The organism is Streptomyces niger (assembly GCF_000718305.1).
Lineage (GTDB): Bacteria > Actinomycetota > Actinomycetes > Streptomycetales > Streptomycetaceae > Streptomyces > Streptomyces niger.
In genome coordinates this window covers 200,527-225,562 of record NZ_JOFQ01000001.1, presented here as the reverse complement: position 1 = coordinate 225,562, position 25,036 = coordinate 200,527, and the positions used below count along the sequence as shown (strand labels likewise).

Below are 25,036 nucleotides of genomic sequence, written 5' to 3'. Positions count from 1 at the left end.
GCCTTAACGTCGCGAGCAGCGACGTACCGGATCCGCAGAGGAGGACGTCATGCGCGATCTCCGCATGGTCGTGACCGCAGCCGACGGCGGCAAGCACGGTGGTCCGCCGGATGACCAGCCCTGGCCGGTGCCCGATGAAGAACCCAGCCCCGATGGCAGCCGCCCCCAGGAACTCACCACGTGACCACTCACCCTTCATCGGTCCATCCGGAACAGGCCGCGCTCGTCAGGGAACTGGCCAAGGGCGGTCTGCTCTCCGCGGAGTGGCGCGAGATCTGGGAGCAGACACCGCGGCACCGCTTCGTCCCGGACCCGGCCTGGCGGCAGTTGCGGCGCTCCTGCGAGCTGGTCACCGGTCAGGAGCGGATGGACCTGATCTACTCCGATGAGCCGGTGGTCACGCAGCTGGACAACGGGGACAACGGGGAGGGGGGCGGACCTGGCATCGCCACGTCCTCCAACTCCATGCCCTCGATGGTCGCCCGGCAGCTCAGGGCTCTGGACGTACGGCCCGGGCATCGCGTCTTGGAGATCGGCACGGCCACGGGATACGTGTCCGCGCTGCTGTGCCGGCGGGTGGGCGAGGAGAATGTCTTCACGGTCGAGATCGACGGCGTGCTCGCCGCGCAGGCGCGAGCCAACCTGGCCGCGGAGGGGCTGCACCCGACGACGGCGGTTGCCGACGGGGAGTCGGGCCTGTCCGCTCACGCTCCGTACGACCGGATCCTGTCCACCTGCGCGCTGCGCCGGGTACCGCCGTCGCTGACCGGCCAGCTCGCGCCGGATGGCGTCCTGGTCACCCCGATGACCGATGTCTTCTACGGCGGTGCCACGGTCCGCCTGGCCCGCCAGGAGAGCGGAGACCTCTCCGGCCGGTTCTTCCACGGTGCCACGTACATGCCGATGCGCTCCCACCGGCTGGAGAAGCTGGGGCCGCCCGACGCCACCACGGCGCGGCGCCGGGACACCGGCCTGGCCCCGGAGCGGCTCCACCCGCTGGGCTTCGCCCTGTACGGCAGCGCCCGGCTGCCGGGCGTACGGATGACCCACGGCTTCCACCAGGACGTCCGGACCGTGTGGCTACAGGCCGAGGACGGCTCGGCGGCCGTGGCCGGCGGCGGGACGGTGACGGTGTACGGGCCGCGGGACCTGTGGGCGGAGATCGCAGCGGTCGAGGCGGAGTACGCGACCCGCGGCCGGCCGGACACCCCATGCTTCGGCCTGACAGTCACTGCGCACGGCCAGCATCTGTGGTGGGACACCCCGGCACAGGTGATCCCCTCGAAGGAGCTCCACAACGTCACCGGCCGGTGACAGCGGCGCGAGAACGCCCATGGCGCGCGGGTCGGCCCAGCGCGTCGGCGCGGGTCGGCGGGGTGGCGCCAGGCAGAAGCCGCGAACAGCTGTCAGCCCAGTCGGGGAATCTCGATCGCCGGGCAGCGGTCCATGACCATCTCCAGTCCGGCGGCGCGGGTCCGCTCGTACGCCGCCTCGTCGATGACGCCGAGCTGGAACCAGACCGCCTTGGCGCCGATGGCCACGGCCTCGTCGGCGACCTGGCCCGCCAGCGCGCTGTTCACGAACACATCGACGACGTCGACCTCGAAGGGGATCGCGTCGAGGGAGGGGTAGCCCTGCTCCCCGTGCACCGTCTCGGCCTTGGGGTGCACGGGGACGATGCGCTTGCCGAACCGCTGCAGCACGTTCGCGACGCCGTACGCCGCACGGCCCTGGTTCGAGGACAGGCCCACGACGGCCCAGGTGTCGCCGAGCTCCGTCAGGATCTTGCGGATGGTCGCCGGGTCGCCGTACATCGATTCAGCCTCCTGTGATGGGTCCTGCTCCCCACGGTATGCCCCGACCGGCGCCGACGTGGCGCGTCCCCGTGTGCCGGGCCGTCGCTCGGGGCACAGTGCCCCTCATGGACACCGCAGATCGTGACAACGGACAGCAGGCCCTGAGCGGCAGTGTGGCACTGGTGACCGGTGCCTCCAGCGGGATCGGGGCCGCGACGGCGCTGGCGCTCGCGCAGGAGGGGTGCGCCGTCGCGCTGGTCGCCCGCCGGGCCGAACGGCTGGCGGACCTCACCGCGCGGATCGGGAAGGCGGGCGGCCCGGAACCGCTCTCCCTCGCCGCCGACCTCGGCGACGCGTCGCAGTCCGCCCGCGTGGTCGCCGAGACCGTCGACCACTTCGGCCGGCTCGACGTGCTGGTGAACAACGCCGGTTACGGGGCGCGCAGCCCGTTCGAGGACAGCGACCCCGAGGACTGGGACCGCATGCTCGACCTGAACGTGAAGGCGTTGCTGCGGATGTCGCACGCCGCGCTGCCGCACCTGCTGCGCGCGGCGGCGGACGGCCCGCGCGGCGTTGCCGACCTGGTCAACATCAGCTCGGCCGCCGGCCGGGTGCCGCGCAAGAACAACAGCGTCTACTCGGCGAGCAAGCACGCGGTGTGCAGCTTCAGCGAAGCGCTGCGGCAGGAGGTGACCGGGCGCGGCGTGCGGGTCGGGCTGGTCGAGCCGGGGGTGGTGGTGACGGAGATGACCGCCGGCAGTCAGGCGTCCTCGGCCCGCGGGTTGCCGCGGGAGGACTGGCTGGTGGCGGAGGACATCGCGCGGTGCGTCGGCTTCATGGTGACGCAGCCGGCGCACATGGCCGTCAACGAGCTCACGGTGCGGCCCACCGCCCAGGAGCACTGAGACAGTCCGCCCCCTGTAGCGCCTCGGCCGCCCCTGGCCGAAAACCGTCTTATGGGCCGCCCTCGGCCGTCCTACGTTGACTTCGTGACCAGATTTCGAATCTGGTCACGGAGTCAGAAGGTCGGCCGGATCAAGGGAGCCGGAGGGCGGAGCGGGTGGAGCGTGGCGAGCGGATTCTGGAGGCGGCGGGGGAGCTGCTGGTCGCGTGGGGGTACCGACGCGTCACCATCGACGAGATCGCCCGCCGTGCCCGGGTCGGCAAGGGCACGGTCTACCTGCACTGGAAGACCAAGGACGCGCTCTTCCTGGCCGTCGTCCTGCGGTCCAAACTCCGCAGCCACCGTTCCCAGCTGGCCCGCATGCGCACCGACCCGCTGGCGGTCCTGCCGAGCCGGATGATGAGCGGCGCGTATCTGGACTTCCTCGCCGACCCCGTACTGCGCGCCCTGTACCACGACGACGCCGACATCCTCGGCCGCTTCACCGACATCGCCAAGAAGGAGCTCGCCGAACTCAGCGCGTACAGCAACGAGGTGGTCCGGCACTACCTCGAAGTGCTGCGCGCACACGGGCTGGTACGCGCGGACATGACGGTCGAGCAGCAGCAGTACGCCCTGCTGGCCACGGCCTCCGGCTTCTTCCTCTCCGAAGCCCTGCTCCACGATCGCGCCCCGCAGAGCGCGGAGGAGCGGTCCACCGTTCTCGCCCGTACGGTACGGGGCGCGCTGGAGACCTCGGCCGACCCCGACCCGGGCACCGGCCCGGCCGCAGCTCGCACCCGCGAGGCCGCGGCCGCCGCCGCGCCGGACATCATCCCCGCCTTCGAGCGCCTGGCGGAACTCAGCGAGCGGGAGATGCACCGGCAACTGCGCGAGTGACGTCCCGCCCCCACGACCTGGAGGAGAACGCACCATGACCGAAGCACCTGCCAGCCCGCTCACCGCCTACATAGGCAAGCACCCTGGCGAGCCGAACGTCGCCGACCCGGCCCTCCTCGCCGACCCCTTCGGCGGCTACGGTGCGCTGCGCGAACAGGGGCCCGTCGTCCGCGGCCGGTTCGTGGACGACTCGCCCGTGTGGTTCGTGACCCGCTTCGACGAGGTCCGCGAAGTCCTCCGGGACCAGCGCTTCGTGAACAACCCGGCGGCGGTGACCGCGGAGGGCTCGCGCGAGGACCCGCTGACCCGGTGGCTGGACATGCTGGGCATGCCGGAGCACTTCCACGTCTACATGCGCGGCTCCATCCTCAACAACGACGCCCCCGACCACACCCGGCTCCGCCGCCTGGTCTCCCGGGCCTTCACCGCCCGCAAGATCAACGACCTGCGGCCGCGGGTCGAGGAGATAGCCGACGACCTGCTCGCCCGGCTCCCGGAACACGCGGAGGACGGCGTCGTCGACCTGCTCCCGCACTTCGCCTACCCGCTGCCGATCACGGTCATCTGCGAGCTGGTCGGCATCGCCGAGGAGGACCGCCCGCAGTGGCGGGCCTGGGGCGCGGACCTCGTCACGATGGAGCCGGAGCGGCTGGCCAGGACCTTCCCCGCCATGATCGAGCACATCCACGCGCTGGTGGACGAACGGCGCTCCGCGCTCACCGACGACCTGCTGAGCGAGCTGATCCGGGCGCACGACGACGACGGCGGCCGGCTCAGCGACGTCGAACTGGTCACCATGATCCTCACCCTGGTGCTGGCCGGACACGAGACGACGGCGCACCTCATCACCAACGGCACCGCCGCCCTGCTCACCCACCCCGACCAGCTGGCCCTGCTGCGAAACGACCCGGCACTGCTCCCGTCCGCCGTGCACGAGCTCATGCGCTGGGCCGGCCCGGTGCACATGACCCAGCTGCGGTTCGCCGCCGAGGACACCGAGATCGGCGGGACCCCCATCCGCAGGGGCGAGGCCGTGCAGCTGCTGCTGGTCGCCGCCAACCGCGACCCCCGCCACTACGACGACCCCGACCGGCTCGACCTGACCCGCCACCCGGCGGGGAAGGCCGAGAACCACGTCGGCTTCGGCCACGGCATGCACTACTGCCTGGGCGCCTCGCTGGCCCGGCAGGAGGGCGAGGTCGCCTTCGGCCGGCTGTTCGCGCGCCACCCCGGGCTGTCCCTCGCCGTCGACCCGGCCGACCTCCGGCGCGCGGCGGTACCGGGCAGCTGGCGGCTGATCGCCCTGCCCGTGCGCCTGTAACCATCCGCCGAGCACGCCGACCGCCCGTACCGGATTCCTGCTCAGCCGGTACGTCGGGCACTACTGTGACGCCTGATGCACCGGGTACGGGGAACGGGGGCGACCGGCAGATGGTGACCGACCAATTCGCCGCATGGACGCGGCACTTCACGGCCGAGGCGGAGCGGCGGCAGCGCGTCGGCGACCCCGACTGGGCGCGGGGCGCGCGGGCACCGGAGGCCGTCTGGCGCAGCCTGCAGAAGTTCCAGGTGGGCGAGGACGGCGACGGCGCGAACCTGATCGGCAAGGCCGATGCGGCCGGGGACGCCGACTACGCCGCCGCGGTACGGCTGTTCGTCGCCGAGGAACAGAACCACGCGCGGCTGCTCGCCCGGCTGCTGGCCGCCGGGGGCCGGCCGACCCTCGCGACGTGCTGGAGCGACCGGGCCTTCGTGAAGCTGCGGAGGCTGCTCGGGCTCCGCACGGAACTGCTGGTCCTGATGGTCGCCGAGCTGGTGGCCGTGGCGTACTACCGGGTGGTGCGGGACGGCGCCGCCGACCCCCTGGTCTCCGAGGTCGCGGGCCGGATACTGGCCGACGAGCGGCGGCACATCCCGTTCCACTGCCGCCGGCTGCGCGCCTCCCTCGACGCGCTGCCCGGGCGCCCGCCGCGGGTGCTGACGATGGCGGGCTGGCGCCTGCTCATGCTGGGGGCGACAGGCTTCGTCGCGCTGGACCACGGGGCAGCACTGCGCCGGCTGGGCGTACGCCGGGCCCGCTTCATCGGCGAGGCGATGGCGGGGACCGGCCCGGTCGTGGCCGCGGTGCTCGGCCCGAGCGGCCCGCCACCCGTGCCGCCCACCGGCCGGCCGCCCAGGGTCTCCGGCACCGCCGCGAGGCGCGGGCCGGCCGCCGATTAGGCTGGCGTGATGCAGGAGCAGTACCGCACCGTCGCCGCCGAGGGCGTCCACGAGATCGAGATCAACAAGTCTCGCTTCATCTGCGCGCTCGCGCCGGTGGCGACCGAGGCCGAGGCCCAGGAGTTCATCGCGCGCATCCGCAAGGAGCACCCGACCGCCCGGCACCACTGCTTCGCGTACGTCCTCGGGGCCGACGGCTCCGTCCAGAAGGCCAGCGACGACGGCGAGCCGGGCGGCACGGCGGGCGTCCCCATGCTGCAGATGCTGGTCCGGCGCGAGATGCGGTACGTCGTCGCCGTCGTCACCCGCTACTTCGGCGGCATCAAGCTCGGCGCCGGCGGACTGATCCGGGCCTACGGCGGCGCGGTCGGGGAGGCCCTCGACACGCTGGGCACCGTCACCCGCCGCCGCTTCCGGCTGGCCACCGTCACCGTCGACCACCAGCGGGCCGGCAAGGTCGAGAACGACCTGCGGGCCACCGGGCGGGACGTCCGCGACGTCCGGTACGCCGAGGCCGTCAGCATCGAGATCGGCCTCCCGGAGAGCGAGCTGCCGGCCTTCCGGGCCTGGCTCGCCGACACCACCGCCGGCACGGCCACCCTGGAGCTGGGCGGCGAGGCGTACGGCGCGGGCTAGCCGTACGGCGTCGGCCTGATTGAGCCCCGTGGTGCGGGGTAACCGGACACAGACGGGGCGAGCGATCTTCTTCGTCCGCCTCGGTTACCGACTGTTACCACGGTTATGGCGGTGAGGCGCGCGCAGGACGCCGCTCACCGGCCCACCCCGATGCGTGAGGAGGTGCGATGACCAGCACCGCTGCACCGAACTCCGGCGGCTACGGGCACCCGCCCGGTTCCGCTCCCGACGACCCGGGGCCGACGCCACGTGACCCGGAGACGCCCGGGAAGGCGCCCGAGGAACCGGGGCCCGCCACGCCCGGCCCCGGCGGTCCCGACGCGCCTCCGGAAGAGCAGCCGGACGGCCCGCCCGGCACTCCGGCAGTGGAGCCGCCGGACTGACCCACTGGTGAGGGGACGATGAGCGATCTGGCGCGCGGCAGACACGAGACGGCCGAGGAACGCGCGGACCGGCGGTGGGGAGAGCTGCTGCAAGAGGTGCGCGTGGCCCAGACCGGCGTGCAGATCCTGTTCGGCTTCCTCCTCACCGTCGTCTTCCAGCCCGGCTTCGACGAGCTCGACGACCTCGGCCGCGACATCTACGTCGTCACCGTCGCCCTGGGTGCGGCGACGACCGGCGCCCTGGTCGCCCCGGTCTCGCTGCACCGCCTCGTGACGGGGCGCCGGCTCAAGCCGGAGACCGTCACCTGGGCCTCCCGGCTCACCGTGCTCGGACTGGTGCTCCTGCTGTGCACGATGGTGTCGGCCATGCTGCTCATCCTGCGCGTCGCGGTGCACGGCTCCGGCGCGCTGTGGTTGGTCGGCGGCATGCTGATGTGGTTCGTCCTCTGCTGGTTCGTGCTCCCGATGTACGCGCGCCACAGTGCGGCCCGGCACCACGGCACGCGCGAGCCGTGAACGACGAACCGGCCCGCGGCGCACCGGCCGCCACCGGACAGCCGTCTCAGGACAGCAACACCGGCGTCAGGTCCGGCTCCTCGAAGCCCTCGTCGTCGAAGGGGTAGAGCGGTCGCTCGACGCGGTGGTGGCCCAGCCGGAGCAGGTCCTGATCGACGCCGCCCGGGGTGAGGGCGAGCAGCCAGTCCGCCGCGATGTCGTGCAGATAGGGCTCCAGGTAGCCGATCTTGACCACGACCAGGTCGTACGCCGTCGGATCCAGCGTGCCGAAGTCGGCGCGGGTGTGGAACGGCGTGCGCCGCTCGGTCAGTACGACGGTGACCCCGCCACGGGTGACGGCCGCCCGGCGACCGCCTTGCGCGTACGCCGGATTGCCCCGCAGGGCCCCCTCCGGGGCCTCGGCCGGGCCCTCCAGCGCGGTGACCGTGCCGGTCAGTGCGTACGGCGCGGCGTGCGGGCCGGTGCCCGCACTGAAGCGGCCGCCCACCGACAGCGTCACCTCCGCACCCGCGCCCGCGGCGAAGCACGCGGCGACCGCCTCCGGGTCGGTGATCCCCGGGTGCAGCGCGGTGACCCGGCCGCCGGCGAGATCCTCGTTCGCGAGCAGCCGGCCGAGCATGTACGCGAGGTCGCCGGCCCCGCCCGCCGTCGGGTTGTCCCCGGAATCGCTGATCAGGAACGGGCGTGCCGTGGCGGCCACGGCGCGCCGGACGCAGCCGTCGGCGTCGTCGGTCGGCCCGACGAAGCCGAAGTCCCGGCGCACGTCCCAGTAGTGCCGGGCGAGCGAACGGGCCTGGTCGCGGGCGAGCTCCGGGGCGTCCGCCGCGACCACGACCGCGGCCCGGCAGCGCGGCTCGTCGGCCCACGCGTAACCCACCCACACCGCCGCGTCGACCACACCGTCCAGCGCCTCCACGGCAGCCAGCCGCCCGTACAGGGACTTCGCGGGCTCCAGCCGGGTGCTGGTCTTCTCGCCGGGCAGCAGCACGGGGACCTGCACCCAGGCCCGGTGCGGGCGGCCGAGGCCGGCCGCCAGTCGCTCGACGAGCTTGCGTGCCGCGCGCTCGCGGGTCTCCCATGCGTCCTCGTGCGGGGCCAGCCGGTGCGCGGTGAGCAGGTCGAGCGGTTCGGCGAAGGCGCGCGAGACGTTGCCGTGCAGGTCCATCGCGGCGGAGATCAGCGCGTCCGGGCCGAGGGCCGCGCGGACGGCGGTGGTCAGGTCGGCCTCGGCGTCGTCCAGCCCGACGACGCTCATCGCGCCGTGGATGTCGTAGACCAGGCCGTCGAGCGGCCCCGCCTCCTCGATGCGCTCCGTCAGCTCGGTCTTGATGCGGTCGTACGTGGCCCGCTCGACCGGGCCGCCGGGCAGCGAGACGGCGTGCACGAGTGGCACCCACTCCACCAGGTCCGCCAGGTCGCTCTCGGGCTGCGTCCAGTCGTAGCGGTCCAGCAGTTCGCCGTCGCGGGTGACGCGGAAGTCCTCGTACGCGGTGCGGTGCGGGCAGAACTGGCTGGACTCGATGGCCATACCGCCGATGCCGATGCGCAGGCGGCGGCCGGTCGGGGTGAGCATGCTGACTCGCTTTCCGTGCGGAGGGCGGAGGGCGGAGGGCGGAGGATGGAGGATGAGGGCGGCCGGGGGAGCGGGGAACGGGGGAGTGGTCAGGGGGCGGGCGCGGCGGACTGCAGGGCCGCCAGACCGGCTCCGGTGAGGCCGGCGTCCGGGCCACCCGAGGCCGCCGTGATGGTCAGTTCGCTGGTCGCCATCGGCAGGCAGCGCTCGTACAGGACGCCGCGTACCGCCGCGACCAGCGGTTCGGCCCCGGAGAGCGCGCCGCCGAGCACCACCGCCTCGGGGTTGAAGAAGTTCACCACGACGGAGAGCACCGCGCCGATGTGCCGGCCGGCCTGCCGGACCAGCGTCGTCGCGCGCGGCTCGCAGTGCTCGACCAGCCGCAGGATGTCGGCGGCCGAGTCCGCCGCGATGCCGTCGGCACGCAACGCGGCGGCGATCGCGGCACCGCTGGCGACGGTCTCCAGACAGCCGACGTTGCCGCAGGAACAGGGCCGCCCGTCGGCCGCGTCCACCCGGACGTGGCTGATGTCCCCGGCGGAGCCGCGGGCACCCCGGTAGATCCGGCCGTGGCTGACGACGCCGGAGCCGATGCCGCGGCCCGCCTTGACCACGACGAGGTGGCGCAACGAGGCGTGCGCCGCGCGGTGTTCCCCCAGTGCGAGGGCGTTGGCGTCGTTGTCGACGACGACGGGGAGGCCGAGGCGGTCGGCGAGCGTGGCACGCAGTTCGTACAGATGCCAGCCGGGCATCCGGGCCGGCGCGACGATCCGCCCGGTGGCCGGGTCGACGGGGCCGGGGAAGCCGATGCCCACGCCGCGTACCGGCCGGCCGGCCGCCCGTTGTCGCTCCGCGAGATCCGCAAGGCGTCCCACGATCGCCTCGACGGCGGGCTCCGGCCCGGCCGTCAGGTCGTGCGCCCGTTCCTCGACGTCGAAGGCCGCGCCGGTCAGGCCCACCGCGCCGGTGCGGATGTGGTGGCTGCCCAGGTCGGCGGCGAGCGCGACGGCACCGCTCGCCGGGACGCGCAGCCTGCGCGGGCGACGGCCGCCGCGGGAGGCACCCTCGCCGTCCTCGGCCAACAGGCCCGCGTCGACCAGCTCCTGGACGCGGGCCGAGACGGTCGAGGCGGCGAGCCCCAGCTCCCGTACGAGGTCGGCGCGGGAGGCGGCGGAGCCGTTCGCGACGAGTTCGAGGACGTGCGCGGCGGATCCGGGCTGCTCCTCGGCGGCGGTCATGATGGCGCCTTTCGGATCGTCACTTCCTTCGATGCCCGAAGGAAGTGGGGTTGCTGATTCCCCGACAGTAGACAGGAGTTACGAGGGTTCTCGCCAGACCCTTGACTTCTTTTGGTGGCCGTCCGTACTTTGCTCGCTATCTTCGGCCGGTCGACCACAACGGAGGCAGCATGGGGTCGCGTTCCACCCGCATACGCACCCCACTGACGGCCGTCGGCGCGGCCCTGCTCGCCCTCGCCGTGCTCGCGGGCTGCGCCGTGAAGACCGGCAAGGTGACCGACGTCGGCGCCACCGGCGGTACGAGAGTCGAGGGCGGTACCGCCGTGATGGCGCTGCCGCCCGCCGCCACCCCCAACTGGATCTTCCCGATCGCCGCCCCCGGCTACCTCGCCTCCTACAACAGCGCCATCCAGAACCTGCTGTTCCTGCCGCTCTACACGCCCGAGCCCAAGGGCGACGCGCTCACCATGGACAGCCCGCGCAACCTCGCCCGGCAGCCCCGGTACAGCGACGGCAACAAGACCGTGACCATCACCCTCAAACCCGGGTACGAGTGGTCCGACGGCGAGCCCGTCACCGCCCGCGACGTCGCGTTCTGGTTCGACCTCATCAAGCACAACAAGAAGGAGTGGGCCGGCTACTCACCCGGCCTGCTGCCCGACGACGTCGAGCGGTTCGACGTCATCGGCGAGCGCACCTTCCGGCTGCGGCTCTCCCGCGCGTACAACCCCGCCTGGTTCACCGCCAACGAGCTGCAGAACTTCACCGCACTGCCCGCACACGCCTGGAACCCCCACGACGAGAGCCCGAAGGCCGTGTTCGCGCGGCTGGTGCAACACGCCGAGCGGCTGTCGCAGTTCGCCACCGACCCCCTGTGGAAGACCGTCGACGGCCCCTGGACCCTCGCGAAGTGGAACACCTCCGGGCAGGTCACCCTGGTCCCCAACAAGAAGTACCGGGGCCCCGACAAGCCGCACCTCGACCGCGTCGTCCTCAAGCCGTTCACCACGTCCGAGTCGGAGTTCAATGTGTTGCGCGCGGGCGGCGTCGACTACGGCTACATCCCACCGTCCGTGATGGAACGGTCCGACACGTTCGAGGAGTTGGGCTACCGGATCGACCCCTGGGAAGGCTGGGCGATCACCTACCTCGTCCTCAACTTCCACCACCCCGTTGCCGGCCCGATGCTCCGTCAGGGCTACCTCCGCCAGGCCCTCCAACACCTCATCGACCAGGAATCCATCTCCCGCGTCATCTGGCACGGCAGCGCCGACCCGACCCTCGGCCCCGTACCCGCCAGCCTGCTCGACCGCGACCCCTACCCCTACGACCCGGCGGCGGCGAAGCGGCTCCTCGCACGGCACGGCTGGCGGGCGCCGGCGGGTGACCGGGACGGAGTCCTGCGGTGCGCGCGCGCCGGAACCGGCCCGGGGGAGTGCGGCAAGGACATCGCGCGCGGCCAGGAGCTGCGGCTCGAACTGCTCACGCAGTCCGGCTCCACCGAGACCTCCAACACCATGCAGGAGATCAAGTCCTCCTTCGGCAGGGCGGGCGTCGCCCTCGACATCCGGCAGCAGACGCTCAACACCGTCCTCGGCACCACCGTCCCCTGCAAGAGCACCGAGCCCGTCTGCTCGGCCTGGCAGGTGGGCTTCTTCGGCACCCAGGGCAGCTGGTACTTCCCGGTGAACCCCAGCGGTGAGCAGCTCTTCGCCACCGGCGCCCCCTCCAACATGGGCAACTGGTCCGACCCGGAGACGGACTGGCTGATCAAGGCGACGGAGTTCTCCGACGACCCCGGCGCCCTGCGCGACTACGGGCACCGCGTCGCCGCACAACTACCGGTGCTCTGGACGCCCAACCCCGCCTACCAGGTCTCCGTCATCCGCAACGACCTGCGCGGCATCGACCAGAACCCGACCCTCACCCTGGCTCCCCAGGACTGGTACTTCGTGCGGAAGGGGGGTCGGGAGAATTGGCCCGCTTCCTGATCAAGCGGCTCGCGCAGGCCGCCGTCGTCCTCCTCCTCGTCTCCGTCATCGTCTTCGTCCTGCTGCACATGCTGCCCGGCGGACCGGCCCGCGCCATCCTCGGCGTCCAGGCCACCCCGCAGGCCGTGGCGCACTTCAACCACCAACAGGGCTACGACCGTTCGCTGCCCGAGCAGTACGCGCTGTACCTCGGCCGGCTGTTCAGCGGCGACCTCGGCGAGTCCTACAAGCTCAACCAGTCCGTCGCCTCGCTGCTCGCCGAGCGGCTGCCCCGCACCGCACTCCTCGCGGGCCTGGCGATCGCGCTCGCGGCCGTCCTCGCCGTACCGCTCGGCATCCTGCAGGCCGTGCGCCGCGGCAAGGCCGCCGACCACGTCCTCACCGGCGCCGCCTTCCTCGCCTACGCCACCCCTGTCTTCTTCCTCGGCCTGGTCCTCGTCCTCCTCTTCAGCCAGCAGATCCCCCTCTTCCCCGCGCAGGCCCCGCAGGCGGACACCGTGAGCGGCATCCTCGCCGAGCCACGCGCGCTCGTCCTGCCCGTCGTGACCACGGCGCTCGGCATCGTCGCCGCGTTCAGCCGCTACATGCGCTCCGCCGTCCTGGACAACCTCGGCGAGGAGTACGTACGCACCGCACGCGCCAAGGGCCAGTCCGGCGCCCGCATCATGGTCCGGCACGTGCTGCGCAACGCCCTCATCCCGCTCGCCACGCTCCTCGGGCTCTACCTCCCGACCCTCTTCAGCGGCACCCTCGTCGTCGAGTCCATGTTCAACTACCCCGGCATGGGCCTGCTGTTCTGGAGCGCCGCACAGGGCAGCGACTTCCCGATCCTGCTGGGCGTCACCCTCGTCGTCGGCGTCGCGACCGTCCTCGGCTCGCTGCTCACCGACATCGCGTACGCCGTGCTCGACCCGCGCATCAGGAGCGTCGCATGACCGCCGCCGAACTTCCCGTACCCGGCGGCGGGACCGGCGCGGCCACCGCCACGCCCTCCCTCGCCCGCCGCACCGCCGCCGTCTTCGCCCGCAACAAGCTCGCGCTCGCCGGCACCGTCGTCCTCGCCGGGCTCCTCGCCCTCTGCTTCCTCGGCCCGCTGTTCCACCCCACCGACCAGGTGCACACCGACCTCGCCCGGGCCAACCTCGCGCCCGGCACCGGCGGCCACCTCCTCGGCACCACCGACCTGGGCTACGACATGCTCGGCCGGCTGATGTACGGCGGCCGGACCTCGCTGGAGGTCGGGCTCGCGGCCGGGCTGCTCGCCACCCTCTTCGGCACCGTCTACGGAGCGGTCGCCGGCTACTTCGGCGGCTGGCTGGACGCCGCGATGATGCGCATCACCGACGCCGCGCTCGCCATCCCCGCGCTCTTCCTGCTGGTCGTGGTCGCCGCCATCGTCACCCCGAGCAAACCCGTCCTCATCCTCGTCATCGCCTCCGTCGCCTGGCTCTCCCCGGCCCGCCTGATCCGCGGCGAGGCGCTGGCCCTGCGCAGCCGCGACTACGTGCACGCCATGCGCCTGATGGGCGGGGGCGGCGGCCGAGCGGTCTTCCGGCACATCGTCCCCAACGCCCTCGGCACCGTCGTCGTCAACGCCACCTTCCAGATCGCCGACGCCATCCTCTACGTCGCGTACCTGTCCTTCCTGGGCCTGTCGATCCCGCCGCCCGCCGCCGACTGGGGCTCGATGCTCTCCGCCGGCATCACCTACACCCAGGTCGGCCACTGGTGGCTGATCTTCCCGCCGGGCATCGCCATCGTCCTCGTCGTCGCCGCCTTCAACTTCATCGGCGACGGCCTGCGGGACGCCTTCGACGTGCGACTCCGGAAGGACTGAGGAACCGTCATGACGACTCCCCTGCTCAGCATCGAGGACCTCAGCGTAGAGATCACCGGCCGTGGTCGCACCGTGCAGGCCCTGGAGCGGGTCAGCCTCGACCTCGCGCCGGGCGAGGCCCTCGGCATCGTCGGCGAATCCGGCTGCGGCAAGACCATGACCGCGCTGTCCGTCCTGGGCCTCCTCCCCGGCGGCGGGCGGATCACCGGCGGACGCATCCGCTTCGACGGCACGGACCTGGCCGCCGCGCCCGAACGCACGCTGCGCGACGTTCGCGGCCACACCATCGGCATGGTCTTCCAGGACCCGCTCACCTCCCTGAACCCCACCATGACCATCGGCGCCCAGGTCGCCGAGCCGCTCCTGCTGCACACCGGCGCGAGCCGGGCAGCGGCCAGGGAGAAGGCGGAGGACATGCTGCGGCTGGTCGGCATGCCACGCCCCGCCGAGCGGATGTCGCACCACCCGCACCAGCTCAGCGGCGGCATGCGGCAACGCGTCGCCATCGCCATGGCGCTGATCTGCGAGCCCCGGCTGCTGATCGCCGACGAACCCACCACCGCGCTCGACGTCACCACCCAGCACCAGATCCTGGAACTCATCGACGAGCTGCGCGCCCGCCTCGGCATGGCGATGATCCTGGTCACCCACGACCTCGGCGTGATCGCCCGGCGCGTCGACCGGGTCGCCGTGATGTACGGCGGCAAGGTCGCCGAACAGGCCCCCGTCCACGAACTGTTCACCGCGCCCCGGCACCGCTACACCCAGGCCCTCTTCGCGGCGCTCCCGGAACGGGCCGCGGGCCGCGACCGGCCGCTCGCCACCATCCCGGGGCTGCCGCCCGCCCTGGACACCCGTACCACCGGCTGCCGCTTCGCGCCGCGCTGCGGCTTCGCGACGGAGGAGTGCCAGGAGCGCGAACCGCGGCTCAGCAGGAGCGGCGGCACCGCGCCCGGCCACGTCTTCGCGTGCTTCCACCCCGCCGGGCCCGCCCCGGACGACGACGCCCGGACGGAGCCCGTACCGCTGCCGTCGCCCAGGCCCGCGGCGCGCAAGGACGAGGGGACGCTGCTCCGCCTCACCGATGTCGTCAAGGACTACCCGCTGCGCGCCGGGCCCTTCGCGCGCCGCCGCGGCAGCGCCGCGCGGCAGGTCAGCGCCGTGGCCGGGATCTCGCTGACCGTCCGGCGCGGCGAGACGTACGGCATCGTGGGCGAGTCCGGCTGCGGCAAGTCCACTCTCGGCCGGCTCGTCGTCGGCATGGAGGCGCCCACCTCCGGCACCATCAGCTTCGCCGGCCGCGACATCACCGCACTGCGCGGCCGGGAGCTGCGGGCCCACCGCCGCGACATCCAGCTGATGTTCCAGGACTCCTACGCCGCCATGGACCCGCGGATGCGGGTGGGCGCCCTCCTGCGCGAACCACTCGCCGTCCAGGGCATCGGCGACCGCGCCGCGCGGCGCGACCGGACCGCCCGGCTGCTGGACGACGTGGGACTGCCGCGCGGCGCGGCCGACCGCTACCCGCACGAGTTCTCCGGCGGGCAGCGCCAGCGTCTCGGCCTGGCCCGTGCCCTCGCCCTTAATCCAGCGCTGATCGTCGCGGACGAGCCGGTCTCCGCGCTGGACGTCTCCGTACAGGCACAGATCCTCAACCTGATGCGCGACCTCCAGCGCGAGAAGGGCATCGGCTACCTCTTCATCTCCCACGACCTGGCCGTCGTGCGGCACCTGGCCGACACCGTCGGCGTGATGTACCTCGGCAAGCTCGTGGAGACCGGCCCCGCCGAAGCCGTGCTCGCCCGGCCACTGCACCCCTACACGCGCGGCCTGCTCGACACGGTCAACGTGCCCGACCCCCGTGTCGCGCCCGCGGCCGCGCCGCTCGGCGGCGAGACCCCGTCGGCCGCCGAGCCGCCCTCCGGGTGCCGGTTCCGCACCCGCTGCCCCCTCGCGCGGGAGGTGTGCGCGACCACCGAGCCGCCGCCCGCCGAGCCGGCGACGCCCGGACACCGGGTGGCCTGCCACTTCCCGCTGCCGGGCGTAGCCTCGGGAGTGTCGGTGGGCTGACCGGCCGGGCCGCGGGCAGGCCACCGGTCCGTACTCCGGTGGTTTCGCCGCCGGGTACCGGGGTGTCTCCACGTGTGTCCCCGACTCACGGATGACACTGTGGGGCGAGTGGATCAGGCCGGGCCCGGGCTCGCGCGCCGCGCGACGGGCAACCGCCGCGAAGGCGGGCCGGGGCGAGCGAAAGGAGTGACGTCCAGCATGGCGTCGACCGAACCTGTGCCAGGAGTTCCGTGCTGGGTCAGCCTGAGCGCGCGTGACCTGAAAGCGGCCGAGGAGTTCTACGGCGCGGTGCTGGGCTGGTCCTTCCGGCCCGGGGCGCTGGGCGAGGAGTTCTCGGTCGCCTACCTGGACGGCAACCCGGTCGCGGGCCTCGCCGAACTCGCCGGGGCCCTGCACGTCGCCGTCTCCTGGACGCCGTACTTCGCCGTCGCGAGCGCCGACGAGGCCGCAGCGCGGATCCGGGAACGCGGCGGCACCGTCGCCGTCGGCCCCCGCGCCTTCGGGCCGGGCCGCGCCGCGATCTCCGCCGACCGGGACGGCGCCAGCTTCGGGATCTGGGCGGGGCGGGTCCCCGCCGGCTGGTCCGTCGGCCAGGGCAGCGCACCGGCCTGGCTGGAGCTGCGCACCCGAGACGCGTTCGACGCCGCCATCTTCTACGCGGAGGTCCTGCACTGGGCCACCGAAGAGGGCAAGGGCTGCGACGTCGCGTACGAGCAGGAGCGGGTCATCGTGCGGGAGGGCGACCACACGGTGGCCGAGCTGCGCGGCGGAGCGATCGAGGCGGCGCCGGACCCGCACGTCCGACCCCGCTGGCACGTCCACTTCTGCGTACCGGACGTGCAGGCGGCGGCCGAGGCAGCCGTCGCCACCGGCGGTGCGGTGGTCTCCCCGCCGGTGGAGACCGAGGGCGGCGGCCACCGCTGCGCGCTCCGCGACCCGGACGGCGGCCTCTTCACGGTCACCGAGGGCATCTGAGCACCGAAGGGACCCGAGCACCGGGGGCCTGCTACGGGTACGCCGCCTACGGGTGGGCCTGGTGGGCCTGCTACGGGTGGGTCTCCTCGATCAGCACCCGGACCGTGCCGAGCGTGGTGTCCGTGGCGTCGGGGAGGTTCATGCCCGCCTCGATGCCGGACCGCAGGTAGGTCAGCACGGGCGCGGTGAGCCGTTCGCCGGGCAGCGCGGCCGGGATGCCCGGCGGGTACGGCGTCAGCATCTCCGCCGTGATCCGCCCGGCCGCCTCGTCCACCGGCACGTCCTCCGTCGCGCCGAAGAACCCGTCCCGTGGCAGACAGCTCTGCTCCAGCCGCAGCTCGGCCGGCGACGGGACCTCGACGTTCGGCGCCGGGCGCAGCTCCGGGGCGGCCCGGGAGAGGTCGCGCAGCGCGGCGAGCAGCCGGTCGGCCGTGCCGCGGTCGTCGGCGTGCGTGAGCTGCGCGCTGATCCGGCGGTGGTCGGAGAGGTGGGCGTCGAGGTGGCGGTGGGAGCGCAGCCAGTCCGCCGCGGCGTAGCCGGTCGTTCCCAGCTCGCTGACGTCGATGATCACGGGCAGCGGGTCGAAGTCGACGCCGAGCCCCGGGCCGCAGAAGTCGGCGCGGTCGTTCACGTGCAGCCCGTCGATCTTCTCGATCTCGCCGCGTACCTCGGCGGCGAGATCGAGCGCGTGCGTGAGCAGCTCCTTGCCGTGCAGCATCATCTGCCGCCGCCAGCCGTCCATGCCCGCGTAGAGCAGGACCGACGGGCTGGTCGTGCCGAGCAGGTCGGCGCGGGACTTCAGCAGCGCCGGGTCGATCAGGTCGCCGCCCAGGTGGAAGACCGAGCCCTGCTCCAGACCGCTGCCCATCTTGTGGATGCTGGTCACGCAGACGTCGGCGCCCGCGTCCATGGCCCACGAGGGCAGGTCGGGGTGGAAGGGCAGGTGCGCGCCCCAGGCCTCGTCCACGATCAGCGGCCGGCCGCGGCGGTGGCACACCTCCGCGATGCCCGCGATGTCGGCGCAGCTGCCGTACGGCGTCGGGCTGGTCACCAGCGCGCCGCGGGCGTCCGGGTGGGCGTCGAAGGCCGCTTCGTACGCCTCGGCCGACGGCGGGTGCGCGAGGTGCCGGTCGGCGTCCCACTGCGGGTCGATCCAGATCGGGTTGATGCCCGAGACGATCAGTCCGGACACCACGGACTTGTGCGCGTCCCGTCCGACGAGCAGCTTCTCGTGCGGCCCCGCGGCGGCCAGCATCGCCGCCTTCACCGACAGGGAGCTGCCGCAGGTGGAGAAGAAGGTGTGCGAGGCGTGCACGGCGTCGGCCATCAGATTCTCGGCGCGCTCCAGGACCCGGCCCTTGGTGCGCCGGTCGTCCAGGCCACCGCTGGCAAGGAGGTCGCCGTGGAAGACGGCGTCGCCCAGCACCTCGCGGACCTGGGGATCGGCGCCGCGGGCCTGCTTGTGCCCGGGCGGGGTGAAGGAGAGTCGCCCGAGGTCGCGGTAGTCGGCGAGCGCTTCGAGAACCGGGGCCTGCGTGTGATCCTGTGCCATGTCCCACGGCTTCCCGCGACCGAGTGACGTCAATCAGCCCGGATAGCCCGTCCGGCGGCGTTGCCGCAGGGTTCCCGTGGAGCGCTCTGCCGTGCGGACGCCCCATGCGACACGGCGGCGGAGGTACGGCGGCGCCGCATACTGTGGGCATGGAAAACGAGCTGCCGGACAACTCGGCGAACCTGCCGGAGAACCCGGAGAACCCGGAGAACCCGGAGAACCCGGAGAACCCGGAGAACCCGGAGAACCCGGAGAACCCGGAGGACCCGGAGGACAGGGCCACCGGCCCGGGTGACGAGCGCGCACGCCTCGCCGACGACCGGGACCGGGCCGCGGACCACCGCGAGCGCCTGGCGGGCGACCGGGAGCGCCTGGCGGACCGGCGGGAGCGGCTCGCCGACGAGCGGGAGGCCCAGGCCGACCGGCGGACGGAACGGCTGGACGAGTGGGAGACCCGGCTCGATACGCAAGCACCGCCGGCCAGTGGCATACCGTCCCACGGTCGGCAGCGGAAGGCCGAGCGGTTGCAGCGGGCACGGGCCGCGTTGGATGCTGCCGAGGCCCGGTTCGACAGAGCCGACGAGCAACTGCTGCGCGAGGACGCGAGCGACACCAGGGAACAGCAGGAGATCGACCGGGAGAGGGCGACGACCGAGCGGCTGGCAGCGGCCGGTGCGGGGCTGCCGGAGCCGGACCCGGACGAGCGGCTGGCCCGGTTGCGGGGGCGGTTCCTCGCGGCCGGGGCCGACTTGGCCCGCGCGGCGGACGAGCGGGCCGCCCATTACGGCCGCCTCGCCGAGGAACAGCCGGAGAACGAGGCGTACCGGCGCCGGGCCGAGGGAGCCCGCGAGGCGGCACGGTGCGCGCAGGACGCCGTACGCCGGCTCGGCGGCGGGGCGTGTCCGGCACCGTAGCCCACCCGTTCCGTGCACGGGCCCTCAGGTGCGGCTCCAGGAACCCAGCACCATGAGCGTCTTGGTGCCGGTGACCCGCCCGGCGCTGCGCAGGCCGTCGATGACCTGCTGGAGGTGGGCGATGTCGCGGACCCGTACCTGGATGAGCGCGTCCGGGTCGCCGGCGATGGTGAAGACGGCCTGTACCTCGGGGACGTTGTAGGCCGACCGCACGATCTCGTTGACCCGCGTGGTCCCCGGGTACCGCAGCTCCACGAACGCCTCGATGCCCCAGCCGAGCTTGGCCTGGTCGATCTGCGCGGCGAAGCCGGTGATCACCCCGATGTCCTTGAGCCGGTCCACGCGCCGCTTGACCGCGGCCACCGACAGGCCCACCTCGGTGGACATCTCGGAGAACGTACGGCGGCCGTCCTCGCGCAGCAGGCGCAGCAGACGGTGATCGATGTCGTCGACCTCAGGCATGCAAAGGAATGTACGTCGACCGGCCCTGCGCGTAAATACTTTGCGCCTTGCCAGGGATTTCCCGCCGGATGCTTGTGCGTTCCGCTTCCCGTTGCTGTGCTGTGTGCCGTTCGTCACCACCCCCCACCCCAAGATCCTTCACAACGATGTCGAGGAGGCTTGCGTGAGCACCCCACCCGCCGCGGTATCGCTCGGCGACAAGTACACGGCCACCGACGGCCGCGCGCTGATCTCGGGCGTCCAGGCCCTGGTACGGCTGACGCTGGAGCAGCGCCGGCTGGACGAGGCCCGCGGGCTCGACACCCGGGCCTTCGTGAGCGGCTACCAGGGGTCGCCGCTGGGCGGGGTCGACATGGAGATGGGGCGTGCGGCCCGTTTCCTCGACGAGGCCGGTGTCGTCTTCAAGGCGGGGGTCAACGAGGAGCTGGCCGCCACGGCGGTGGCCGGCACCCAGATGCTCGGCCAGGTGCCCGGGCGCCGGCACGCGGGCGTCACCGGCTACTGGTACGGCAAGAACCCCGGCCTGGACCGCGCCGCCGACGCCATCCGGCACGGCAACCTCGCCGGCACCGCCCCCCTCGGCGGAGCGGTCGCCTGGATCGGCGACGACCCCGGCTGCAAGTCCTCCACCGTGCCCAGCTCCTGCGAGCGGATGTGCCAGAGCCTGGCGATGCCCGTCCTCGCGCCCGGATCGGTCGAGGAGATCATCGAGTTCGGGCTGCACGCCGTCGCGCTGTCCCGCGCCAGCGGCCTGTGGACCGGCCTGAAGATCGTCGCCGACATCGCCGACGCCTCGGCGACCGTGGACTTCGACGCGCTGCGCCAGGGCATCCCGGAACCGGACCGCACCGGCCGCGCCGCCTCGCCCGCCCTGGTCGGCCCCGCCGCGCTGGACGCCGAGCACGACATGCTCACCCGCCGCCTCGACCTCGCCCGCGCGTACGCCCGCACCGCCGGACTCAACAAGGTCGCCTTCAGCGCCCGCCGCGCCACCCTCGGCATCCTCGCCTCCGGCACCTCCTACGCCGTCGTCCAACGCGCCCTGGACGACCTCGGCCTGGACGAGGCGGCGATGGCGGAGCTGGGCCTCCGGATCATCCGCATCGGCATGCCCTTCCCCGTCGCGGACGAGGATCTGGTCGCCATGACCGGAGACCTGGAGCAGGTCCTCGTCGTCGAGGACAAGGTGCCGTTCCTCGAAGGAGCGCTGAAGGAGGCGCTGTACCGGACCGCGGACGCGCCCGTCGTCGTCGGCCGCCGCGACGAGACCGGCCGCCCGCTGCTCACCGCCCGCTCCACGCTGGGTGCCGAGGACGTCGCCCGCGCACTGGCCCGCCGCATCGGCGCCGACCGGCTGCCCGCGCGGGCCGGCGCGCACCTCGAAGCGCTCGCGCCCGCCCGGCCCACCCGCATCAACCTGCCCACCGTCGCGGCCCGCACCCCGTACTTCTGCTCCGGCTGCCCGCACAACACCTCCACCCGCACCGCCGACGACACACTGGTCGGCGTCGGCATCGGCTGCCACGCGATGATCGCGCTGGACGGCGCCGGGCGCGGCACCCAGGTCGGCCTGACCCAGATGGGCGGCGAGGGCGCGCAGTGGATCGGCCTCGCGCCCTTCACCGACGACCCGCACTTCGTGCAGAACCTCGGCGACGGCACGTTCCACCACTCCGGCTCGCTCGCCGTCCGCGCCGCCGTCGCCGCCGGCGTCACCATGACGTACAAGCTGCTCTACAACGACGCCGTCGCCATGACCGGCGGTCAGCGCGCCGAGGGCCGCCTCGACATCCCCGCCGTCATCCGGCTGCTCGCCATCGAAGGCGTGCGCAAGGTCGTCGTCACCACCGCGGAGCCGGGCAGCTACCGCGGCGTGCGGCTGGACCCGATCGCGACCGTACGGCACCGCGACGAATTCGCCGACGTCGAACGCGAACTGGCGGCCACCGAAGGCGTCACCGTCCTGCTCCACGACGACCGCTGCGCCGCGGAGGAGCGGCGGCTGCGCAAGCGCGGTCAGCTGCCCACCCCGGTGGAGAAGGTCGCGATCAACGAGCGGGTCTGCGAAGGCTGCGGGGACTGCGGCGACAAGTCGACATGTCTGTCCGTCCAGCCCGTCGAGACCGAGTTCGGCCGCAAGACCCGCATCCACCAGGCCTCCTGCAACACCGACCTCAGCTGCCTCAAGGGCGACTGCCCGTCCTTCCTGCTCGTCGAGCCGGGCCGCAAGGAACCGCGGAAGATCCCTGAACTGCCCGTCGCCCTGCGCGAACCGGACCGCCGGGTCGGCCCGGACGGCACCCTCCTGCGGATGCCCGGCGTCGGCGGCACCGGCGTGGTCACCGTCTCCCAGATCCTGCAGATGGCGGCCCGGCTCGACGGCCTGTACGCCGCCGGGCTGGAGCAGACCGGACTCGCGCAGAAGGGCGGCCCCGTCCTCAGCGACCTGCGGATCGCCAAGTCGCCGGTGACCGGCGCGCTGCGCGCCTCCCGCTCCACCGCCGACGTGCTGGTCGGCTTCGACCTGCTCGGCACGGCCGCCGACACCAACCTGGCCGTCGCCCGCGCCGGCCACACCGTCGCCGTCGTCAACACCGCCGTCGTACCGACCGCCGCCATGGTCACCGGGCGCGTCGTCCTGCCCGGCTCGCCCGACGACGCCCTGGAGCGCATCGAATCGGTCACCCGCCGCGCGGACAACCTCTACCTCGACGCGCAGGGCCTGTCCGAAGCCCTCTTCGCCGACCACATGCCGGCCAACATGGTGCTCATCGGCGCCGCCTACCAGCACGGCTGCCTCCCGATGAGCGCGGACGCCATCGAGCGTGCCATCCACCTCAACGGCGCCGCCGTGCAGAAGAACCTCGCCGCCTTCCGCTGGGGCCGCGCCGCGGTGCTCGACCGCGCCGCCGTCACCGCCGCGCTCGCCGCCCCCGAACGCCCCGCCGTCCAGGTCACCCCGGCCGCCGCGGCGATCACCGCAGGGCAGCCGGCCGACGAGGAGCTGCGGACCGTGGTCGCCACCCGCACCGCCGACCTCATCGGCTACCAGAACGAGCGGTACGCCCGCCGCTACGCCGACGACGTCGCCCGCGTCGCGGCCCTCGCCCAGGAACGCGGCGGCACCGAGGCCGGTACCGCCATCGCCCTCGCCTACGCGCGCGGCCTGCACAAACTCATGGCGTACAAGGACGAGTACGAGGTGGCCCGGCTGCACCTGGACGCCACCGAACAGGAGCGGCTGCGCGACGAGTTCGGCGCCGGCTCCACGGTCTCCGTCCTCCTGCACCCGCCCGTCCTGCGCGCCCTCGGCATGCGGCGCAAGATCCGGCTGCGCCGTACCGCGCCGGCCGCCTTCCGGGCCCTGCGCGCCGGCCGCGTACTGCGCGGCACCTCGCTGGACCTCTTCGGATACGCCGAGGTCCGCCGCGTGGAGCGCGCCCTGATCGGCGAGTACCGTCAACTGGTGCGCGAGGCGCTCGCCCACCTCACCCCGGAGAGCGCCGACGCCGTACGCGAAGTCGTCGAACTCCCCGACCTGATCCGCGGCTACGAGGACATCAAGCTGGCCCGCGTCGCGGACTTCCGCACCCGGGCCCGTACCGCCCTCGCGGCCCTCGGCACGAGCACCACCAGCGCTCTCAGCACCACCACGGAGGCACGATGACCGTCGACCGGCTGCTGCCGACCCAGGAGGCCGAGGACCTGCTCGGCCTCACCCGCGAGATCGCCGACAAGGAGCTCGCCCCCCTCGTCGACAAGCACGAACGCGAAGAGCTGTACCCCGAAGGCCTCTTCAAGACGCTGGGCGAGGCCGGGCTGCTCGGCCTGCCCTACCCGGAGGAGTACGACGGCGGCGGCCAGCCCTACGAGGTCTACCTCCAGGTCATCGAGGAGCTGGCGGCCCGCTGGGCGGCCGTCGCGGTGGCCACCAGCGTGCACACCATGTCGGCGTACGCGCTGATGACGTACGGCACCGAGGAGCAGCGGCAACGCTGGGCGCCGGACATCCTCGGCGGCGGCCTGGTCGGCGGCTACAGTCTCTCCGAACCGCAGGCCGGCTCGGACGCCGCCGCGCTGACCTGCAAGGCGGTGCGGGAGACGGCCGGCTACCGGATCACCGGCAGCAAGGCGTGGATCACCCACGGCGGCAAGGCCGACTTCTACACCCTGTTCGCCCGCACCTCCGCCGGCAGCCGCGGCATCTCCTGCTTCCTCGCGCCCGGCGCCACCGAGGGCCTGACCTTCGGCCGGCCCGAGGAGAAGATGGGCCTGCACGCGATCCCGACCACGGCGGCCCACTGGGACGGCGCGCTCGTCGACGCCGACCGGCTGATCGGCAGCGAGGGCCAGGGCCTGCAGATCGCCCTCTCCGCGCTGGACTCCGGCCGCCTGGGCATCGCCGCCTGCGCCACCGGCGTCGCGCAGGCGGCCCTGGACGCGGCCGTGGCGTACGCCAACGAGCGCACCGCCTTCGGCCGGAAGATCATCGACCACCAGGGCCTCGGCTTCGTCCTCGCCGACATGGCGGCCGCCGTCGACTCGGCCCGCGCCACCTACCTCGACGCGGCCCGCCGCCGCGACGCGGGCCGTCCCTACAGCCGCCAGGCCAGCGTCGCCAAGCTCATCGCCACCGACGCCGCCATGAAGGTCACCACGGACGCGGTCCAGGTCTACGGCGGCTACGGCTACACCCGCGACTTCCCCGTCGAGCGCTACATGCGCGAAGCCAAGATCATGCAGATCTTCGAGGGCACCAACCAGATCCAGCGCCTGGTCATCAGCAGACAGCTCTCCCGGCCCTGAACGGCCTGAACGGCCCTGAAGCGGAGCCCCGCGCTCACGCGCTGCTGCGGCTGGGACCGCCGTAGTCGTGGGGCGGGGCGCCGCGCCACTCGACCCACGCCGGATCGTCGAGCAGGGGTTCGGCGTCGGGCAGCCCGCTCCGGCGCAGGAACTCCACGACGTCCATGTCGCTCTGGGCCAGGCCCAGGTTCTCCCCGTCGACGTGCACGTGCCGCCCGCCGGCGGGGGAGGGCGGCTGGACGACGATCCGGGCGGTGCTCATGCGTCCACCGTGCCGCCTGCGG

Annotated in this window: 23 protein-coding genes; 17 read left to right on the top strand and 6 right to left on the bottom strand. The window is 73.2% G+C overall.

Features of this window, described 5'->3' with window-relative positions; genetic code table 11:
* Positions 1–49: 49 nt before the first annotated feature.
* Together IF20_RS40405 and IF20_RS01015 are read left to right on the top strand one after the other, a co-directional pair.
* Positions 50–184, top strand: coding sequence for a hypothetical protein (locus tag IF20_RS40405; RefSeq protein WP_267881114.1), 135 nt, complete (start codon positions 50–52; stop codon positions 182–184).
* Entirely contained in the window at positions 181–1,314 is a 1,134-nt protein-coding gene (locus IF20_RS01015; RefSeq protein WP_052862967.1) for a methyltransferase domain-containing protein, read from the top strand. Before IF20_RS40405 ends, IF20_RS01015 begins: the two co-directional genes overlap by 4 nt.
* A 92-nt stretch (positions 1,315–1,406) precedes the next feature.
* Here the strand turns inward: IF20_RS01015 and IF20_RS01010 are convergent, their stop codons facing one another.
* Positions 1,407–1,814, bottom strand: a complete 408-nt coding sequence (locus tag IF20_RS01010) for a CoA-binding protein (protein WP_052862966.1) — start codon at positions 1,812–1,814, stop codon at positions 1,407–1,409.
* A gap of 107 nt (positions 1,815–1,921) precedes the next feature.
* Between IF20_RS01010 and IF20_RS01005 the strand changes: the two genes are divergently transcribed.
* The 7 genes from IF20_RS01005 (at position 1,922) to IF20_RS00975 (ending at position 7,334) form a co-directional block, all read left to right on the top strand.
* Positions 1,922–2,701 carry an SDR family oxidoreductase gene (locus IF20_RS01005; protein WP_052862965.1) on the top strand — a complete coding sequence of 260 codons (780 nt, stop codon included), beginning with the start codon at positions 1,922–1,924 and terminating at the stop codon, positions 2,699–2,701.
* A gap of 155 nt (positions 2,702–2,856) precedes the next feature.
* The gene (locus tag IF20_RS01000) at positions 2,857–3,579 is read left to right on the top strand and encodes a TetR/AcrR family transcriptional regulator (protein ID WP_234426441.1); all 723 of its coding nucleotides are present in this window, start codon (positions 2,857–2,859) and stop codon (positions 3,577–3,579) included.
* A gap of 34 nt (positions 3,580–3,613) precedes the next feature.
* Positions 3,614–4,900: a cytochrome P450 family protein gene (locus tag IF20_RS00995; protein ID WP_052862963.1), complete on the top strand. Its 1,287-nt coding sequence runs from the start codon at positions 3,614–3,616 to the stop codon at positions 4,898–4,900.
* 110 nt (positions 4,901–5,010) lie between these two features.
* The gene (locus IF20_RS00990) at positions 5,011–5,799 is read left to right on the top strand and encodes a ferritin-like domain-containing protein (RefSeq protein ID WP_234426440.1); all 789 of its coding nucleotides are present in this window, start codon (positions 5,011–5,013) and stop codon (positions 5,797–5,799) included.
* Positions 5,800–5,808: 9 nt separating this feature from the next.
* Positions 5,809–6,435 (top strand): YigZ family protein, encoded by a 627-nt coding sequence (locus tag IF20_RS00985; protein WP_052862962.1) that lies wholly within the window; start codon positions 5,809–5,811, stop codon positions 6,433–6,435.
* Between the two features lie 167 nt (positions 6,436–6,602).
* Entirely contained in the window at positions 6,603–6,818 is a 216-nt protein-coding gene (locus IF20_RS38870) for a hypothetical protein (protein ID WP_052862961.1), read from the top strand.
* 18 nt (positions 6,819–6,836) lie between these two features.
* Complete coding sequence (locus IF20_RS00975; protein ID WP_052862960.1) at positions 6,837–7,334, top strand: DUF6328 family protein; 498 nt, start codon at positions 6,837–6,839, stop codon at positions 7,332–7,334.
* 46 nt (positions 7,335–7,380) lie between these two features.
* Here the strand turns inward: IF20_RS00975 and IF20_RS00970 are convergent, their stop codons facing one another.
* Positions 7,381–8,907 (bottom strand): M81 family metallopeptidase, encoded by a 1,527-nt coding sequence (locus IF20_RS00970; RefSeq protein ID WP_052862959.1) that lies wholly within the window; start codon positions 8,905–8,907, stop codon positions 7,381–7,383.
* 89 nt (positions 8,908–8,996) lie between these two features.
* A complete protein-coding gene (locus IF20_RS00965) occupies positions 8,997–10,145 on the bottom strand; it encodes an ROK family transcriptional regulator (protein ID WP_052862958.1) in 1,149 nt (382 codons plus the stop codon).
* Positions 10,146–10,315: 170 nt separating this feature from the next.
* On the opposite strand from IF20_RS00965, the gene IF20_RS00960 reads away from it, so the two are divergent.
* From IF20_RS00960 to IF20_RS00940, 5 genes are all read left to right on the top strand, one after another.
* Positions 10,316–12,136, top strand: coding sequence for a peptide ABC transporter substrate-binding protein (locus IF20_RS00960; protein ID WP_052862957.1), 1,821 nt, complete (start codon positions 10,316–10,318; stop codon positions 12,134–12,136).
* Positions 12,121–13,071 (top strand): ABC transporter permease, encoded by a 951-nt coding sequence (locus IF20_RS00955; protein WP_052862956.1) that lies wholly within the window; start codon positions 12,121–12,123, stop codon positions 13,069–13,071. The genes IF20_RS00960 and IF20_RS00955 overlap by 16 nt, the downstream gene beginning before the upstream one ends.
* Complete coding sequence (locus tag IF20_RS00950; RefSeq protein ID WP_052862955.1) at positions 13,068–13,973, top strand: ABC transporter permease; 906 nt, start codon at positions 13,068–13,070, stop codon at positions 13,971–13,973. The genes IF20_RS00955 and IF20_RS00950 overlap by 4 nt, the downstream gene beginning before the upstream one ends.
* A gap of 9 nt (positions 13,974–13,982) precedes the next feature.
* The gene (locus IF20_RS00945) at positions 13,983–16,043 is read left to right on the top strand and encodes an ABC transporter ATP-binding protein (protein WP_052862954.1); all 2,061 of its coding nucleotides are present in this window, start codon (positions 13,983–13,985) and stop codon (positions 16,041–16,043) included.
* A 198-nt stretch (positions 16,044–16,241) separates the two neighbouring features.
* Positions 16,242–17,018, top strand: a complete 777-nt coding sequence (locus IF20_RS00940; protein WP_199896428.1) for a VOC family protein — start codon at positions 16,242–16,244, stop codon at positions 17,016–17,018.
* A gap of 70 nt (positions 17,019–17,088) precedes the next feature.
* Here the strand turns inward: IF20_RS00940 and IF20_RS00935 are convergent, their stop codons facing one another.
* Complete coding sequence (locus IF20_RS00935; RefSeq protein ID WP_052862952.1) at positions 17,089–18,570, bottom strand: aminotransferase class I/II-fold pyridoxal phosphate-dependent enzyme; 1,482 nt, start codon at positions 18,568–18,570, stop codon at positions 17,089–17,091.
* A 149-nt stretch (positions 18,571–18,719) separates the two neighbouring features.
* Here IF20_RS00935 and IF20_RS00930 point away from each other — a divergent pair, with 149 nt between their 5' ends.
* Entirely contained in the window at positions 18,720–19,484 is a 765-nt protein-coding gene (locus IF20_RS00930) for a hypothetical protein (RefSeq protein ID WP_052862951.1), read from the top strand.
* Between the two features lie 24 nt (positions 19,485–19,508).
* Here the strand turns inward: IF20_RS00930 and IF20_RS00925 are convergent, their stop codons facing one another.
* Positions 19,509–19,946, bottom strand: a complete 438-nt coding sequence (locus tag IF20_RS00925; protein ID WP_052862950.1) for an Lrp/AsnC family transcriptional regulator — start codon at positions 19,944–19,946, stop codon at positions 19,509–19,511.
* A gap of 163 nt (positions 19,947–20,109) precedes the next feature.
* Here IF20_RS00925 and IF20_RS00920 point away from each other — a divergent pair, with 163 nt between their 5' ends.
* Both IF20_RS00920 and IF20_RS00915 read left to right on the top strand, forming a co-directional pair.
* Positions 20,110–23,613, top strand: coding sequence for an indolepyruvate ferredoxin oxidoreductase family protein (locus IF20_RS00920; protein ID WP_052862949.1), 3,504 nt, complete (start codon positions 20,110–20,112; stop codon positions 23,611–23,613).
* The gene (locus IF20_RS00915; RefSeq protein WP_052862948.1) at positions 23,610–24,752 is read left to right on the top strand and encodes an acyl-CoA dehydrogenase family protein; all 1,143 of its coding nucleotides are present in this window, start codon (positions 23,610–23,612) and stop codon (positions 24,750–24,752) included. The genes IF20_RS00920 and IF20_RS00915 overlap by 4 nt, the downstream gene beginning before the upstream one ends.
* 34 nt (positions 24,753–24,786) lie before the next feature.
* Here the strand turns inward: IF20_RS00915 and IF20_RS00910 are convergent, their stop codons facing one another.
* On the bottom strand, positions 24,787–25,014 hold the full coding sequence (locus IF20_RS00910; protein WP_052862947.1) for a hypothetical protein: 228 nt from the start codon (positions 25,012–25,014) through the stop codon (positions 24,787–24,789).
* Positions 25,015–25,036 lie beyond the last annotated feature (22 nt).